Here is a 16,773-nt window from a genome sequence, read left to right as displayed (position 1 = left end):
TCCAGATAATTCAGCGATATGAAAAAGGCGACAAGTACTGGTTGTACTTATCGCCTTTTATTTATCCCATTAATACAGGACTATCCGCTCAGGAATTAAACCTTAGACAGCAGATATTGAGTCAGCAATGGAACCGGACGACCGGTTGCACCTTTCTCTTTACCGCCGCTGTGCCATGCGGTGCCTGCGATATCCAGGTGCGCCCAACGGTAGTCTTCGGTGAAGCGGGACAGGAAGCAGGCTGCGGTGATGGTACCCGCCGGACGGCCACCGATATTGGCGATATCGGCGAAATTAGACTCCAGTTGCTGTTGGTACTCGGACCACAGCGGCAGATGCCAGGCGCGGTCTGCCGCTTCGATACCGGAGGCCAGCAGGTCAGCGGCCAGATCATCATCATTGGACAGCAGACCTGTCGCCTGATGGCCCAGAGCGATAATACAAGCACCCGTCAGTGTGGCGATATCCACTACGGTGGCAGGGTTAAAGCGCTCAATATAGGTCAGTGCATCACACAGTACCAGGCGGCCCTCAGCGTCGGTGTTCAGGATCTCAACGGTTTTGCCGGACATGGTGGTCACGATATCACCCGGCTTGGTGGCGTTACCTGCTGGCATATTTTCAACGGCAGCGACCACACCCACGACATTAACCTTAGGCTTCAGGGCTTTTAATACCTGCAGCACACCCATAACGCTGGCGGCACCACACATATCAAACTTCATCTCGTCCATGCCCGCACCCGGCTTCAGGCTGATACCACCGGAGTCAAAGGTTACGCCCTTACCGACCAGCACATGAGGCTGCTCATCACCAGCACCTTTGTACTCTACGGTGATCAAACGCGACGGTTGCACACTGCCTTGGCCAACAGACAGCATACAGTGCATACCCAGATCGGCCATCTGGTCTTCGTCCAGTACGATCAGGGTCATCTCGTCGCAATCTTCAACCAGCAGTTCTGCTTGCTCGGCCAGAAATACTGGCGTACACACATTGCCCGGCAGGTTGCCCAGGTTACGGGTGACGTTAGAGCCCAGCCCCGTTGCCTGACCGATAGCCAGTGCCGCTTCTACCGCAGCGGTATCCTGGCTGACTACGGTGATTTCGTTCAGCGCCAGCGCTTCCGCTTCTTTGCTCTTCATCTGATCGAAGGAGTAGAGTGCGGTTTCGGTGTTTTCAGCCAACAGACGGGCTTTCCAGGCGTTGTCACGACCATCTTTTAATTCAATATCATCCAGATTCAGCGCCACAGATGCGATCTTGCCACCTTTGATGCTATTGATCAGGCCTGTCGCCAGTGAACGGAATTTGCCGTCGTTCAGCTCGTCGGCTTTACCTGTGCCCACCAGCAGCAGACGGGAGGCATCCAGACCATCCACAACCGGCAGCAGCAGGGTTTGGCCCTGTTTTCCGGTAAAGTCACCCTGATCGATAATTTTGCTGATCAGACCATTGGCCGCTTGGTCCAGCTGTTGCGCGGCTGCACCTAATTCACCGTCTGCGCCGACAAAAGCGACCAGACAATCTTTTTTCAGCTCAGTTAATGCCTGATTAGTTGCGATAAACTGCATAGAGACTCCAAAAATTCACAAGACAAAAAAAGCAAACCATCCAATAACGCGCTCAAATATCACTCTCTTCAACGCTATCTCATCACAAGAATGTCACCCTGGGATATAAAACTGATCCATTAGAATCAAAAATACCCGCAAGACAAAACAATACCCACAAGACAAATGGGAAGTGTTATTGGATAATTTGCCCGCTGAGAACCTACTCTCAGTCATTACGCTCAGTTTACGCAATGCCCAACTGAACGCAAAGCAGGATCAGCAGATATCCAACGAGCAAACAGCGCTCTCTGCCTGATCACCGAAGCCAACACTGACAGGAGCCGCTTTTTGATTATTTTTCGTTACCTGCTCAGGGAAGTGCTGCTGACCATGACGGCAGTTACCCTGGTTCTCCTGCTGATTATTCTCGGCGGTCGTTTTATTAAGCTGTTTGAAGATATCGCTGAAGGCTCTCTGTCACTGGATTTTCTCTGGAGCCTGCTGGTACTTCAGCTGCCTTCCGTACTGGAACTGATTCTGCCACTGGGCTTTTTCCTGGCGATTATGCTGGCCTATGGCCGTCTGTATCAGGAAAACGAGATGGGCGTCCTGATGGCCTGTGGCTTTACCCCTACCAGGTTACTGCTCTACACCCTGTGTGCCGGTGCCTTGGTAGCAACCATTGTCGGTAGCTTCAGCCTTTGGCTGACACCCAACAGTGAAGCCAAAGCCGCCGCTATCTTTGAAAAACAGAAGCGCAAGGTCGACTTCTCGGCGATTAAACCCGGACGCTTCCAGCAATTCTCAGGAGGCCAAGTGGTCTATACCGAAGAGCTGACCGACCAAAATACCCGCATGCGTGGTGTCTTTTTATCTCAGGAGCTGGACGGTGACCGCAGGGAAAAAAGCGATGGCCGTACCGCTGTATTTCGTGCGGAACAAGGTTATCAATATCTGGATGAAAAAACCGGCAGTCGCTTTCTGGTACTGGAGAATGGTGCACGAACTGAAGGTCAAGTGGGACAAAAAGACTTTAATATCCTGACTTTTGAGCGTTACGCTGTGCGTCTGGCCGAAGATAACAAAGATCGCAACCGCATCAAGGTACGCCAGCTGCCAACCAGTCAGATCTGGTCATCCGATAACCCACAGCATATCGCCGGTGTGCAATGGCGCTTATCTCTGCCGCTAATGGTCATCATTGTCACTCTTATGGCAGTGCCGCTCAGTTATGTACGCCCCCGCCAGGGTCGTTTTGCCAAACTCTTCCCGGCGGTTTTCCTGCATATTTTCTACCTGAGTGGGCTGATTTCTGTGCAGGGTATGATTGAAAAAGGCCGTTTGGACCCGGCGATTGGTATGTGGTCGGTACATCTGGTGTTTTTCCTGATCGCTATGCTACTGGTATTCAAGGATACATTGTTTAATAAGTCATCCTCCAAGCCTTCGAAGCCGAACAGCTCGAATCCGACTGATAAACCAGAGACGGTACAAAGCTGATGAAAACACTGGATCGCTATATCGCCGTCAGCGTACTGAGTGCCGTTCTGATTGTGCAGACGTTACTGCTGGGTCTGGACTTTATGTTGGCTCTGGTTAATGAGCTGGATGATCTGAATAAAACCTATCAGATTACTAATGCGCTTTACTTTGTCTTTATGACACTACCGCGACGTTTTTACGATCTGATGCCTGTAGGGGTTATGGTCGGCTCTTTGATCGGCCTTGGGGCACTGGCCAGTAGCAATGAGTTAGCGGTGATTCGGGCTGCGGGCGTGTCCATCGTGCGAATTATCGGTTCAGTAATGAAACCCATACTGGCCATCATTCTGGTTGCGTTTCTGATAGGTGAGTATGTTTCACCCGTAACAGAGGTCAACGCTCAAAACTACCGCATTCTTAAGAAATCCGGTAATGCACGGGTCGAGGCAGAATGGGGGGTCTGGCACCGTGAAGGGAATGAGTTTTTCTATTTTGCTTCGATTCATGCCAATGGCCGCCTGTTTGGTATCTCCCGCTATACCTTCGATGAAGACACCAAAGAGCTGGAAAGTATCTTCTATGCCCGATCAGGTACTTATGAAGACGATAGCTGGCTGCTAAAAAACGTGCAGATCAGTCGTATCACCCCCACCCATATTCAGGAGGAGCGTATCGACCAGTGGCGCTGGCAAACCGAACTTACACCTGACCTGATGAAGATGATCATTATCAAGGAAAGGTATCTGGCACCCAGTGAACTCTGGCAGTACGCGCAATACCTGAAAGAGCGGGGACTGAAATCCCATGATCATCTATTGGCTTTCTGGCAGAAGGTATTGATGCCGATTACCATAGGCTCTCTGGTTCTGGTCGCGGCATCCTTTGTCTTTGGCCCGCTGCGTTCCGCACCAGCAGGTACACGGGTATTCAGCGGCGTCATCGTGGGACTTGCGGTCAAGTATGTGCAGGATCTGTTAGGCCCCGCCAGTGTGGTGTATGGCTTTGAACCTATGTGGGCAATTCTGGTCCCAGCACTGGGCTGTGCCCTCTACGGTGCGGTATTGATTCGTCGCAGTGGTTAATGCGGATATTAATACTTATCCAATCCAGATAAATTGCTGTAGGTCGGAAAAGCCGTAGGCGCCTTCCGACAATAGCCGGATATCGAGGTCAGTATCGGATGGCGCTTCGCTTATCCAACCTACTCAGATATCACAAGGTTTATCAGGACGAGGCTTAACAAGACCGGCTAAACTGCGACAAAATAAAAGCCGATAGTTTTATATTTTTAACGATTTAATTTCAGGGTAAACACTATGTTTCAAAGCGGGCGACAGTTCCCCAATCAACAATGGGCCCAACCGGCAAACCTGACCCGTCGTCTGGGAGCCCTGCTGTATGACTTTCTGATTATCGTTGCCCTATGGATGTTTGCTGGTTTTGCCCGCCTGCCCTTTGTCGAAGCCGATGCCATGACCGACAGCGCAGGCCCGGCTTTCCAGAGCGCTCTGTTTATCCTGACTTTTGGCTTTTTCGCCTTTTTCTGGCTGCGGACAGGCCAAACCCTGGGCATGCAAGCCTGGCGCATCCGCGTACAAAATGAGAATGGCACGGCCATGTCACCGACTCAGGCACTGATGCGCTTTCTCTGTGCCGCACTCTCTATTGCCAGTCTGGGCCTGGGTTATATCTGGATGCTGTTTTCTAAAAACAAAGCAACCTGGCACGACCAGTTCTCTGATACGGTTGTGGTTTACATTCCTTCTGATAAAGAGATCTCAGCCTTAGATAAAGGAGATAGCTCAGAACAGGAAGGCAACAAAGCGAATTCAGGTAAGAGCAAGAAAAGGGCGAAGAAGTAATCAGAGCTATCAGCCAAAATCCTATCGGCCCTGCCATAAAAAAAGCCAGACAAGCAAGCCGAACTTAAAGCGTACGGACTTGCTTGTTAGAGGTTAAGCCACTCGATTACAGCGCCACTACAAATATTGATGAATCCAGGCCTGCAGCTGCGGCCCCTGCATCACACCGGCCTGACGGGCCACTTCCTTACCGTTTTTAAAGATCGCCAACGTCGGAATGCTGCGGATACCGTACTGAGCAGCGGTTTGCTGTGCCGCTTCCGTATCCACCTTCGCCATACGTACCTTAGGCTCCAACTGCTGCGTTGCTGCACTAAAAATCGGCGCCATCATCTGACAAGGGCCACACCAGGCCGCCCAGAAATCCACTACGACAGGCAGATCTGAGTTCACAATCACCTTTTGAAAATTAGCATCAGTCAGATTCTGAGGCTGTCCATTAAACAATGCCTGCTTGCACTTGCCACAATTAGGGCTATCACTCAGACGCTCAGCAGGCAGGCGGTTCACCGCATCACAATGGGGGCAGACGATATGTTTACTTTCGCTCATGGTTGTCCTGTATTTGCTCTGTATTTGTTGATATTAGTTGTACTGTATTAATGTTGACGTACTTAGCGTTATTAATGAGTATTCGCTTGATTATTGAGTTTAGTTAATACTAATTTATGTATTCGCTTTAATATTTTCAAGCGCTGTTCTATTAACAGAGATCTCAACAGGCAATAGGCAATAAGTACCCGAACATAAATATTCCGATATTTTCCGGCCGAAGCGGCCGGAAAATACGGGCTTTATGCAGGGAAAAGTACTGTATGCCTACTTAGGCAATAGGAATCTCAACCACTGCTATCATACTGAACTAAGATCACAAGGGGTGATGGCTACACTCATTTAGGTATATCATCCCTATTCCACCGACATCACAGGATCACTTATGGTTAAGCTCAGAGATTTGCAATATCTGGATGCCATCGACCAACACAAGCACTTTGGTAAAGCTGCCGAAGCCTGTTTTGTCAGTCAGCCGACGTTAAGCGGTCAAATTATGAAACTGGAAGAGCAGTTGTCATTACAACTGGTCGAGCGACATCGCCGCAATGTTATGCTAACCCCTGCTGGTGAACAGCTGGTTAAGGAAGCACGCAAAGTACTGAATGCCGCCAGGGATTTTGAAGAGACGGCCAGGAACCTGCTTGATCCTTTAGCCGGAGACCTGCATATGGGGCTGATTCCAACGCTGGCACCTTATCTTTTGCCTCACATTATGGGCTCGTTACATCAGAAACTGCCCAACATTCGCTTCTATTTACACGAGAAGCAGACCAAGGTGCTACTACAGGAGTTAAATGAAGGCAAACTGGACCTGCTAGTACTACCTTGGTTGGAAGATATGCAGGGTGTCGAGCGCTATGACCTGTTTTACGAGCCACTGGATCTGGCCGTGCCCACAGGCCATAAACTGGCTGATAAGGGCACCTTGCAACTGAGCGACCTGAATGATCAGAAGATTTTGACCCTGGAAGATGGCCATTGCCTAAGGGACCAGGCTATGGGTTATTGCTTTAGCGCCGGAGCCAGTGAGGATCACAGTTTTCAAGCGACCAGTTTAGAAACACTGCGTTATATGGTCGCCAGCGGTATGGGCATTACGATGATGCCACGCCTGGCCAGTCAGAGAGAAGATCAGTCACTGAGGTACTTAAGGTTTGAACAACCGGAACCCAGTCGTCTGATCTCGCTGTTGATACGTCCCAACTATTCCCGTATGACTTGCGTCAGAGAGGTGGTCAGTTGCATCAAGGATGTCATGCAAGATAGCATGAGTACAAAAAGCTCAGCCTCTTAGCTGAGCTTCTGCTATATTCTCTATGCTTTGTTTCTCAACCGCTTAGAATTTGAAGATATCTTCTTCTGCTTCACCAAACAACAGGTCAAGATCCGGTTCTTGTGCTTGTGCTTGCTGCAAAAGCTTAGAATGCGCCTGGAATAGACTTGCCAGATTACTTAAACGTGGTTTTGACCACATCTGGCAATAAGCCATAGACAGAGCACCGCTAAGATGCAGTTCCTGCAGTTTCTCAGGAGACAAGGCGTCCAGAGCTTCTTTATTGATCTCAAACAGACCCTCTACCGCAACAACTTTAGCCTCACCATCTTCCTGAAGCTGTTTAATATTGATACGCCAAGGTTGAATCAGATCGTTATCAACAAGCTGCTGCACCAGCTTATGGGTTAATAAACGGTTCTGGTGACACTGTTGCAAGAAGTTAAGCACTTTAGCTACTTCTTCGGCGGGCTCACCGGCATCAGTCAGTATGCGTAAATCGCCCTCAGCAGCCTCCTCATTAAAGAGTTCACTGTCCGCATCAACACATAAATGCAAATTATCGCCGCCTTCTTCTCTTAACAGAGCAAAAGGATAGCCCCGGAAAGCAGCTGGAACATACCCCCCTAGCCAACGCCCGTCCGGACTGACAAACAGATTCATATTGGCATGCAAAGATTGAATACCGACCAACTCATAGCCTGATTCAATATGCTCGGTTTTAGAGAACGCAATTGCCATGTGAGGCATAACATGGGCCAGTTCCTCCATCAAAAGAGGAGCCGCACTCAAATCTTTAGTAAAGGAATAACTCTTAACAGGCTGCCAACCAGCCTGTTTGTGCAACTGACGCTGCAGAGGAATATAACGAGGCATTACTCACTCCGTATTAACTGATTACTGAATCGACCATTGTACCACCCGAGATGGCTTGCACCGAGGACCTCTGACGCCACCAGACCGACACCTGGATCATTTGATCTAATGGATTTTCTTGCTTTCAACACCTTGGGCAGCTTTAGGCGTAAAATGGCTATGCATCCATTCAGGCCAGGCATCTGTTGACCACTGCCCTCGTTTATAGGCTGAAAAAAGAATATTGAGCCATTGGCGTACATTGCCAATCCCCATATTTAACTCTGCTTTTTGCTGATCGTTCTTACCCACAAGGGTCATTCGCAGCGAATGAGGTGTGGGAGTAATCTGAACACTCAATACCAGCCAACTGGCCTCTGGCTTAACCGCTGCTGCAACAGGTTCCTCTGCATCTCTTTGAGTCCTTTGCTGCGCAGCCTGCTGAGAAAAACTGAGTAAATCATTCTTTACACCCTCAGCCTGCTCAACATGCTGTTGTTCCAATAATTGAGTCACTGCTGTTACCAATCGATCCGCTAATCGTTTGGATAACCAGATACAGAGGGTATCTTCATCAGCCAAGCCGTTTAATCGAATTCTATCTTCTGTTTCCACATACTCGGTTGTAACACGCTGCAGTGAAGGGATCATGATTCAAATTTCACTTTTACATCTATAATTTTTCCAACCGCCCATGATACATGAGCCCGAAACAGGTCGTAAGTATACTGAAGTAGTTTTGTGAGTCAGGTCTCAATATCTCTGCCAAGGAAATTAATCAGCGGTTCCCGGCATCTTCCGCCCTTGATTCCAACATTTTAATCACCATATTGCAGTGAGGTGTTTAGAGGTGCTAGCATTTCGCCCCTGCTGAATGCATGGTGAAGCCGCACGATTGATCAATAGCCGTCAAAAGCTTCTCCATCCTCTAGCCAAGTATGTTTACTGGCACACGAATCAGGCTGCAGATGATCACGTTTGCAGACCGGTTTCAAGCCAATCTTTAAAATGAACTGAGCCAATCATGAACGAAACGAAAATTGCTGAAGATCTCCGATCAGCTCTTCGAGCAAGCAAACGAGGTTTTTGGGCAGCAGGTTTCTTTAGCCTGTTTATTAACCTCCTAATGCTAACCGCTCCTCTTTATATGCTCCAGGTTTACGACCGGGTTGTTGCCTCGCGCAGTTTGGAAACCCTGTTATTCCTGACCCTGCTAATGGTCGCCATGTTTTTTATCATGGGTACCCTGGAGTGGGTTCGCTCACGTATTCTGGTTCGTGTTGGTAATCAGCTTGATGGCTATCTTAGCCAGCGTATCTATTCTGCTATGTTTGAGCTGGGTGTTAAAAATCCTGCTCAGCGATCTGCACAGCCGCTCAGCGATCTGACCAGTATCCGCCAATTCATGACAGGCAATGGACTGTTTGCATTCTTTGATGCTCCCTGGATGCCTATCTATATCGGCCTGTTGTTCCTGTTTCACCCTGCTTTTGGTTGGTTTGCAATCGCAGCCGCCGTCATTCTGTTTATTGTGGCCATTTTCAACGAGCGCACCACTCGCTCTCGTTTGATGGAAGCGAACAGTGAAAACGTGAAAGCCCAGGGCCTGGCAAACAATAACCTGCGTAATGCGGAAGTTCTACATGCTATGGGCATGCTGCCCGGCATTATGGGTCGCTGGTACAATAAGCATCAGAGCTTCCTGGCAAAACAGACTGAAGCCAGTGATATGGCTGGCACATTCAGCAACCTGAGTAAGGTGCTGCGGATGATGTTCCAGTCTCTGATTCTTGGTCTGGGTGCTTACTATGTCGTACTCAATGAGATGTCTGCGGGTATGATGATCGCAGGCTCTATTCTGATGGGCCGTGCATTGGCTCCTCTGGATTTAATGATTAACAGCTGGAACGGCTTTAACTCGGCTCGCGCGGCTCACAAGCGTCTGAGCGAACTGTTGGTCGCTATCCCATCCCAGAATCGCAAGATGCCTCTGCCACCACCTATGGGCACAGTAACCGTTGAAGGCCTGGTTATTGTACCGCCTGGCTCGCGCACCCCTGCGGTACGAGGCGTACAATTTGGTGTCACACCAGGTGAGCATGTGGGTATAGTCGGCCCCAGTGCTGCAGGTAAATCAACACTGGCCCGTTCATTACTGGGAATCTGGCCTGCTGCAAATGGCTCTGTTCGTATTGATGGCGCCGACGTGCAACACTATAACCGTGATGAGTTAGGCCCTTATCTGGGTTACCTGCCACAAGATATTGAACTGTTTGATGGCTCAGTCAGTGAAAATATCGCCCGTTTTGGTGATGTTGACCCGGAAAAGGTTGTCGAAGCGGCGAAAAAAGCCGGTGTCCATGAATTGATTCTCCAATTGCCAAACGCCTACGATACCGTTATCGGCAGCAACAGCGGAGCCCTGTCTGGCGGTCAACGTCAGCGAATTGGTCTCGCACGGGCATTGTATGGCAACCCAAAAGTTATTGTTCTGGATGAACCTAACTCCAACCTGGATGATCAGGGTGAGCAGGCTTTGGCTCAAACCATGCTGCGCCTGAAACAAGAAGGCACTACATTATTTGTTGTCAGTCACCGCCCTTCAATTCTGAAGAACATCGATAAATTACTGGTTATGCGTGATGGCCAATTGCAGGCCTTCGGCCCAAGGGATGATGTCATGGCTCATTTGGCTCAACAGAAGGCTGGCTCAACACCAGTTAAAGCATAACTCTGTATTATTGCCAAAACATAGGCAGCGGCGCTGGTGAGATTCAAACTTACATAGCGCCCTACCAACGGACTTAACCGGTTTTTCAGAGAAATAAAATGAGTAAAAGCAGAGTAATCGAAGGAGAGCATGAAAAGCTCTCCTCCCAAGCAGATAAAATGCCAGCAAAGCAAGAAGACCTACTGACACCACCACCTCAACCCGTTCAGTCAGATGTCCCGGTTGATGATCGTCGCTACATCCGCTCTGGTATCTTGTTTCTGTTACTTACACTGGGTGGCTTTTCCTTATGGGCAGGCTTCGTTCCCCTGAGTAGCGCCCTGATATCCAGCGGTGAAGTGATGGTTGACAGCTACCGTAAATCAATTCAGCACTACGAGGGGGGGATTGTTAAGAACATCCTCGTACGTAATGGCGATAAAGTAGCCGCTGGCGACCCATTGATTCAACTGGACACTACACAATGGGATGCTGACAGAGATGCCACTCAGAAGCGCCTGTTGAATACTCAGGCTGAACTGGAACGCTTACGCGCCCAGCAACGTTTTGATACTAACCTGACATTCAGCGACAACCTGCTGCAAGAGGCAAAGAAATCTCAGGATATCAGCAATGTTCTGAAGCAACAGCGTCAGTTGCACACCGCCAGCATGAGTGCATTTATGCAGGAGCAACAGGCACTGGGCGCGCGCGTTGAGCAGATAAATCAACAAGTCTCAGGATATGAGCAACAGCGCAGTATTCTTGAGCAGCAAATTACTTCTCTGGATGAGGAGCAAAAAGCTTTCGACACCCTGTTTAAAGAAGGCCTGGGTGATGGCCAACGCGCTCGTGAACTGAATCGCCAGCTGCTACAACGCCAAAACGAAAAAGCACGTAATGAGTCAGAGATTGCCCGCCTGAAGCTTCAGGCAACGGAAGCAGAGCTACAGCAAGCCACTCGTAAGCAAGACTTCCTGAAAGAGATCGGTGAACGTATCAAGCAGACTCAGGCAGATTATTTTGACCTGCAGGAACGTATCCGTGTTGCCGAAGATAAAGTTCGCCGTGCGACTATTCGCGCACCGGAAAAAGGAATTGTTGTTGACCTGCAGGTGCATACGCTTGGCAGCGTTGCTACCCCTGGCCAAACGCTGCTGGATCTTGTACCAGAGAAAGACAAGTTTGTGGTTGAAGCCAAGGTCATGACTCAGGACATTAATGAACTGTATAAAGGCCAGCTGGCGGACATTCGTTTCTCCGCTTTCAACCATGGTAAAACCAAGGTTATTGAAGGTGAAGTGGTACTGGTATCTGCTGACCGTCTAGTGAATGAGCGTGATGGAATGCCTTACTACCTGGCCCGCATTCGAGTGACCGATAAAGGCTACAGCGAGATGGATGAAAGCATGCAGCTCAAGCCTGGCATGCCAGCAGAGGTTATGATTCGTCGCGGTGACCGCACCCTGTTCAGCTATCTGTTGAAACCATTAGCTGATAGCTTTGCCCGTGGCCTGAAGGAGTAATGCTGGTGTCTCGCTTAAATAAACTGACCGCTACCCTGCGTAGCCTCAATGACAACAAAACACTCTCTCTTTACACTGCACTGCCCGTGGCAGCACTGTTGGCACTGACGCCTGTTGCCCATGCACAGGATGCTGCAAGTACAACGCAGATGCCACACAGTGTACAACTATCATCATCTGATGAACTGAGCTTTAGCGCAGCTTTACAAGCCGCTTTAGCCAATGACCCGGAAATCAGGGTCGCCCAGATGACCTTCACTGCCGAGCAGGAAGAAGTTAACATCGCCAGGTCTAACCTGTTGCCGACAATCAACCTGGCTGCAGGTCATCGCTATGAGGACTCGGATAATATTTATACCGATCCGGATAATGCGAGCTACTATGACCCGGACCTGCCCCGTTCCAGTGGCACCTTGAATGATTTCTACTGGCAAGTAAGTCTGCGTCAACCTCTGGTAGATTTTGCCCGCTATTACGAATACAAAGGTGCCGAATCATATGTCGACGCCGCTGCCTTTCGCTATAAACGGGCTGAGCAAGACTTGATTTACCGTCTCTCAGAGCGCTACCTCGCCGTATTACTGAGTGCTCAGCAAGTCTATCTTAATGAGCAGAAGCTGAACGCTCTGGAAGCAAACTTAGAACAGGTAGAGCGTGAGCTCAGTCTGGGTGTCGGTGACAAGCTTAATGTTCTGGAGGTTAAGGCTCGCCGGGATCTGGCAAAGTCCGATCTATTGCAGGCAAAGAGCGAACTGAATGACTCCAAAACCCTCCTGCAGAACATGATCTCCAGAGACGTGGTCCTGCCTGAAGCCTGGGTAGCGAATGGACACCTGGTGGAGTATAACCTGCCCGTGGAAGATGAAGCCTATTGGTTAGAAAAGGTGAACCAGAATGCCACGCTTCAGGAAAGTCTCTCCAAAGCAAAGCAATCTGAAATCACAGTTTCGGCCCGTAATGCAGGCCACTACCCAACCGTTAATCTTAACCTGAGCTATCAGGACAGGGACTCTGAGGATGATCAGCGCACCCGTGAAGACCTTACCATCGGCATAGAGCTAAGCCTGCCTCTCTACCAAGGGGGCCGGACAGAGGCCAGTATAAGACAGGCCTCCGCTCGCCTTAATGCTGAACATGCCACGACTGAGTTCACCCGCTCTCAGGTCTCTCAGCGGGTTAAACTGGCCTATTCACGCATGATTAGCCTGAGCGAACGCTTATCCGCACTGGTTGAATCCAGACAATCCGGCCAGGGCTATCTTGATGCTGCAATACGCGGTCAGACGCTTAACTTAAGAAGCCAGGTTGAAGTATTGGATGCACGCACACGCCTGGTCGATGTCCAGCTTAATTTTGCCAATACCCTGAACCAGTATTTGCTGGCTAATCTCAGCTTACACCTGGAAACGGGTTTGCTGGATAGCAATATGCTCGAAGAATACGATCAATTATTCGCGCAGGCCGCCCAAAAATCAGCCCTCTAAACGACATAAGCTCAGCAATATGAATATATCCACCCTCTTCGGCTCGCAGCCGGAGAGGATAAGGATATAAATATCGAAGACTTTTGTGCTGATGCTTAATTGAAGTAAAACGGGATAACATTTTTAAGGGGGCCAGGAGCATTCCAACCCTTTAAACTGTATAATCCATCCCCATATATTGGATAGCCATAAGTGTACTTATTCAGGCTAAATATTACACAGAAAGACTACAGGAAAGAACATGCCTAAAATTACAATTGATGGAAAAGAATACGACCTGGAATCCCTGTCAGAAGCCAGCAAAAATCAGCTAACATCTCTGCAGGTATGCGATCAAAAAATTCAGAGCGTTCAGCAAGAGCTAGCGATACTGCAAACTGCACGTAACGCCTATGCTATGGCACTAAAAGAGCTGCTTGCTCAGTCTGAGTAAATTAAAAACCTGTGGGCTTCTTGATTCCAAAAAACTCTCAGGTATTGCATGGATAGTGCATATCCTATAGCTGGAGAAAAGCAGCTAAAACGTCAATTAGCTAGCTTGTTCCGATCTCCTCAAAAGCCTAAGAGATTTATTAACACGCGTAGTATTGGTAAATACAAAGGCTAAAACACGCAAGCCCTTTGAACCTGAAGGGCTTGCGTGTTTACCACGCAATAAACTCTCTATCAGGCTGCAACAAAAGCAGTCGCAGTAATATCACCTCCGGCAATACTATTAAAGACTCCCACCAACGCAATATCTCCCGCCAGTACAGTAGTATCACCTGTTCCAGTACCACTACTACCTTCCGCCAGATACCACAAGAATGCCTGGTTATTTTGATAGGTCACAAGAAATGCTTTTTCCCCTGTCCCATTCAATGTAATACCGGAAGCGGCGGTTGCATCTGATGACAAGGCCTGCAGCAAGTCCGTACCCGTACTTCCTGCGCCCAAACTGACACTACTATCCAATGTAGTTGTCAGCTCAATAACGCTGAAGTCGGCACTGCTATTTGCCAGCGTAAAGGCAGCGCCTGATGTGACAAGAGAAGTAGCCTCCGATGCAACCTTAAGTACACTGCCGCTTGTGGCTGCCGCATCGGCCGTTAGATCTGTTGCATACAGACCAATCTGATCATTAGCCACGTTAAAGCCGGTTACAGTATCAACACCATCAGAACTGCCACCAGTGAAAATAACCCGATCAACAGCCGATATGGTTTCTGTCAGGATAATGGTATCGTTACCACCATTACCCATAATGACATCGGCCCCTTCACCACCCGTAATCGTATCGGCCTGAGAGCCTGCACTAATGGAATCACTTCCCATAGAGCCCGTGATCGTCAATGCATTCACAGCCACATCGGTACTGACAATCGATACACTGGCTGTATCGCTATCGACACTGCAAGCAGAAAGATCTAATACATTTTCATCCATATTCAGGATATAAGTATCGGCGGTATCTGTACCCTTAAGCGCCAGTGTCTTGCCATGTAGCTCAGATGCGTTGATCGTGACACTGACTGCATCACTATCTGTAATTTGAAGCGCATCCAGATTGGATAAAAACAGGATATTATCCGACAGATCCAGACCACCTGTCAGCTGCAAGATATCGGTACCACCGCCACCATCGATACTCATATCGCCATCCCAGGCAATAAAGGTATCACCACCGCTGCCCCCAGTTGCTGACATTAGGGTATCGGATAGGGTCAGGGTCAAATCTCCGCTCATCGCTGTACCATTGACACCATTGGCGGTCACCTTAGTCAGCGTAATATTCTGACTACCAGCCAGATTTACCGTTGTATTCGTACCATCCCCTTCCAGCTCAGCAATCGAGACACTGCTCAGCGCTGAAAGGTTAACAACTTCAAAATCACTCACGGTCACCTTACCGCCGGTTTGTGATGTCTCTACCTGAAGGTTCAGCGTTTCATTACCCGAGGCCAGGTTCGCATCCAGAGTCACACCACTACTGGCTACATCTGCACTTAACTTTACTGTCTGCTGATTAGCCAGAGTATAGCTACCTGCAGCACCGCCCGTAGCCAGATCAATACTATCAACAGATAGAGCGCTTAAATCTCCAGTGCCAGCAGTTAACAACTTCAATGTGGTAACCACGCCACTATCGGCCTCGTCAACAACTGCCAGCCCAGACAACTGCTCTACGGTAAGGGCTAAACCAACACTATGATCGCCTGTAAAGGTCACATGAGTCAGGAGATCATCAGTGCTATCTAAGTTAAATAACACATCACCACTGTCACCCGCCAAAACAAGCCGCTCAACCTGATCAACCGCGGCACTTTCAACAGTAACGGTACCGACCCCTTTCAGGGTAGCAACATCGGTCGTAGAAGATGTACCGGATAACGACACCGAAGAACCATTGGCCAGCAGGGCTGTGACACCGCCACTGTCAACGCCTGTCACCTGAGTCGTTGCAACGCCTCGTGTATCAAGAGTGGCATTTTTCCCCTCCAGCGAAACACTCACGGTTCCAGTCATGCCAGAGCCCGCTACCAGAGTGGCATTACCCGGTAGATTAACAATACTGACTCCAGTTGCACCTGCAGTTTGCAAATTATTGACCGTCACCGTAGTTCCGAAACCGACGACACCGGCCAGATCAACGCTCAAATCAGAAAAACTGGTCAGGTTAACCACGATATTCTCTATCCCGGAGATGATGGAGGCCATCTCCTCAATATTAGAACTTGCGGCTATCGTCAGAGTATCGTTATCATCAAGATTACTGTCCACCAAGGTATCATCTGCATCTAAGGTTGCAGTGCTGTTCAAAGCGCCGCCTGTTGCCTGAATACTATCATCCAGGTCTGTGCCCTGAATTTCATCGGCGCTACCGGTGGCATCCGCATCGGTCAGGGCTAAGCTCAGGGCTACTTCTCCTGTCGAACCATCAGACGGAATTGAAGAGGCATCAATTACCACAGCACCGCCACTGGTAGGACTTTGCCCACTTGAAGGCACTGTAGACTCAAGAACATCTTTCACAAACCCAGCAAAGTCTTTCTCTACCCCCCCGCCACCCAATATGGCGTCGCCACCAACCACATACTTCATGTCAGAAGCACCTAGAATATCGACGACAGAGCCATTACTTAACGTCATACGCACTGTATTATTGGCTACAGCTGAGCTAATAATTTTCAACCCATCAATGAGCTGAATACAATTTATACCCTGGGCATCAGATATAACTACGGTACTGTAGGCATCCAATTCGGATCCTGAGAGAATATAAATATCATCCCCTTCACCCTTACCAGTAACACCGTGCTGTACCAAAACAACATCATTACTCATTTGATTAGTTTCCCCTACCAACTCAGTCCTCGCCAGCCTGCAATCTAAAAGGACAAGCAACATTTACACTGGATGCTTAATATGAGTAAAACCACTCTTGTATTTAAATAATGGCCACATAAAATTCAAATGCCACTTTAATTCAC

At 48.9% G+C, this 16,773-nt stretch carries 13 protein-coding genes; 8 read left to right on the top strand and 5 right to left on the bottom strand.

Features of this window, described 5'->3' with window-relative positions; genetic code table 11:
* Positions 1-95 precede the first annotated feature (95 nt).
* Entirely contained in the window at positions 96-1,574 is a 1,479-nt protein-coding gene (locus H579_RS0100260; protein ID WP_028299000.1) for a leucyl aminopeptidase, read from the bottom strand.
* Between the two features lie 330 nt (positions 1,575-1,904).
* Between H579_RS0100260 and lptF the strand changes: the two genes are divergently transcribed.
* From lptF to H579_RS23600, 3 genes are all read left to right on the top strand, one after another.
* Entirely contained in the window at positions 1,905-3,056 is a 1,152-nt protein-coding gene (lptF, locus tag H579_RS23605) for an LPS export ABC transporter permease LptF (RefSeq protein ID WP_051227163.1), read from the top strand.
* A complete protein-coding gene (lptG, locus tag H579_RS0100250) occupies positions 3,056-4,120 on the top strand; it encodes an LPS export ABC transporter permease LptG (protein WP_028298999.1) in 1,065 nt (354 codons plus the stop codon). Before lptF ends, lptG begins: the two co-directional genes overlap by 1 nt.
* Before the next feature lie 234 nt (positions 4,121-4,354).
* Positions 4,355-4,900 carry an RDD family protein gene (locus H579_RS23600; RefSeq protein WP_084623724.1) on the top strand — a complete coding sequence of 182 codons (546 nt, stop codon included), beginning with the start codon at positions 4,355-4,357 and terminating at the stop codon, positions 4,898-4,900.
* Between the two features lie 117 nt (positions 4,901-5,017).
* On the opposite strand, the gene trxC is transcribed toward H579_RS23600, so the two are convergent.
* On the bottom strand, positions 5,018-5,452 hold the full coding sequence (trxC, locus tag H579_RS0100240; protein WP_028298998.1) for a thioredoxin TrxC: 435 nt from the start codon (positions 5,450-5,452) through the stop codon (positions 5,018-5,020).
* Between the two features lie 385 nt (positions 5,453-5,837).
* On the opposite strand from trxC, the gene oxyR reads away from it, so the two are divergent.
* Positions 5,838-6,749 (top strand): DNA-binding transcriptional regulator OxyR, encoded by a 912-nt coding sequence (gene oxyR / locus H579_RS0100235; protein WP_028298997.1) that lies wholly within the window; start codon positions 5,838-5,840, stop codon positions 6,747-6,749.
* A 42-nt stretch (positions 6,750-6,791) separates the two neighbouring features.
* Here oxyR and H579_RS23595 read toward each other — a convergent pair whose 3' ends face one another.
* Together H579_RS23595 and H579_RS0100225 are read right to left on the bottom strand one after the other, a co-directional pair.
* Positions 6,792-7,604, bottom strand: a complete 813-nt coding sequence (locus H579_RS23595; protein ID WP_051227162.1) for a SapC family protein — start codon at positions 7,602-7,604, stop codon at positions 6,792-6,794.
* 105 nt (positions 7,605-7,709) lie between these two features.
* The gene (locus tag H579_RS0100225) at positions 7,710-8,234 is read right to left on the bottom strand and encodes a hypothetical protein (RefSeq protein WP_028298996.1); all 525 of its coding nucleotides are present in this window, start codon (positions 8,232-8,234) and stop codon (positions 7,710-7,712) included.
* 373 nt (positions 8,235-8,607) lie between these two features.
* Between H579_RS0100225 and H579_RS23590 the strand changes: the two genes are divergently transcribed.
* The 4 genes from H579_RS23590 (at position 8,608) to H579_RS0100200 (ending at position 13,736) form a co-directional block, all read left to right on the top strand.
* Positions 8,608-10,314 (top strand): type I secretion system permease/ATPase, encoded by a 1,707-nt coding sequence (locus H579_RS23590; protein ID WP_051227161.1) that lies wholly within the window; start codon positions 8,608-8,610, stop codon positions 10,312-10,314.
* A gap of 98 nt (positions 10,315-10,412) precedes the next feature.
* Complete coding sequence (locus tag H579_RS0100210) at positions 10,413-11,819, top strand: HlyD family type I secretion periplasmic adaptor subunit (protein ID WP_051227160.1); 1,407 nt, start codon at positions 10,413-10,415, stop codon at positions 11,817-11,819.
* Positions 11,820-11,824: 5 nt separating this feature from the next.
* Positions 11,825-13,303, top strand: coding sequence for a TolC family protein (locus tag H579_RS0100205; RefSeq protein WP_169449679.1), 1,479 nt, complete (start codon positions 11,825-11,827; stop codon positions 13,301-13,303).
* 241 nt (positions 13,304-13,544) lie between these two features.
* Positions 13,545-13,736 (top strand): DUF6447 family protein, encoded by a 192-nt coding sequence (locus H579_RS0100200; protein ID WP_028298993.1) that lies wholly within the window; start codon positions 13,545-13,547, stop codon positions 13,734-13,736.
* A 233-nt stretch (positions 13,737-13,969) separates the two neighbouring features.
* Here the strand turns inward: H579_RS0100200 and H579_RS0100195 are convergent, their stop codons facing one another.
* The gene (locus tag H579_RS0100195; protein WP_028298992.1) at positions 13,970-16,627 is read right to left on the bottom strand and encodes a beta strand repeat-containing protein; all 2,658 of its coding nucleotides are present in this window, start codon (positions 16,625-16,627) and stop codon (positions 13,970-13,972) included.
* Between the last annotated feature and the right edge of the window lie 146 nt (positions 16,628-16,773).

It is taken from the genome of Oceanospirillum beijerinckii DSM 7166 (assembly GCF_000422425.1).
GTDB classification, from domain to species: Bacteria; Pseudomonadota; Gammaproteobacteria; order Pseudomonadales; family Halomonadaceae; genus Oceanospirillum; species Oceanospirillum beijerinckii.
The sequence above is the reverse complement of the archived record's forward strand: the minus strand, read 5'-3'. Positions and strand labels throughout refer to the sequence as shown.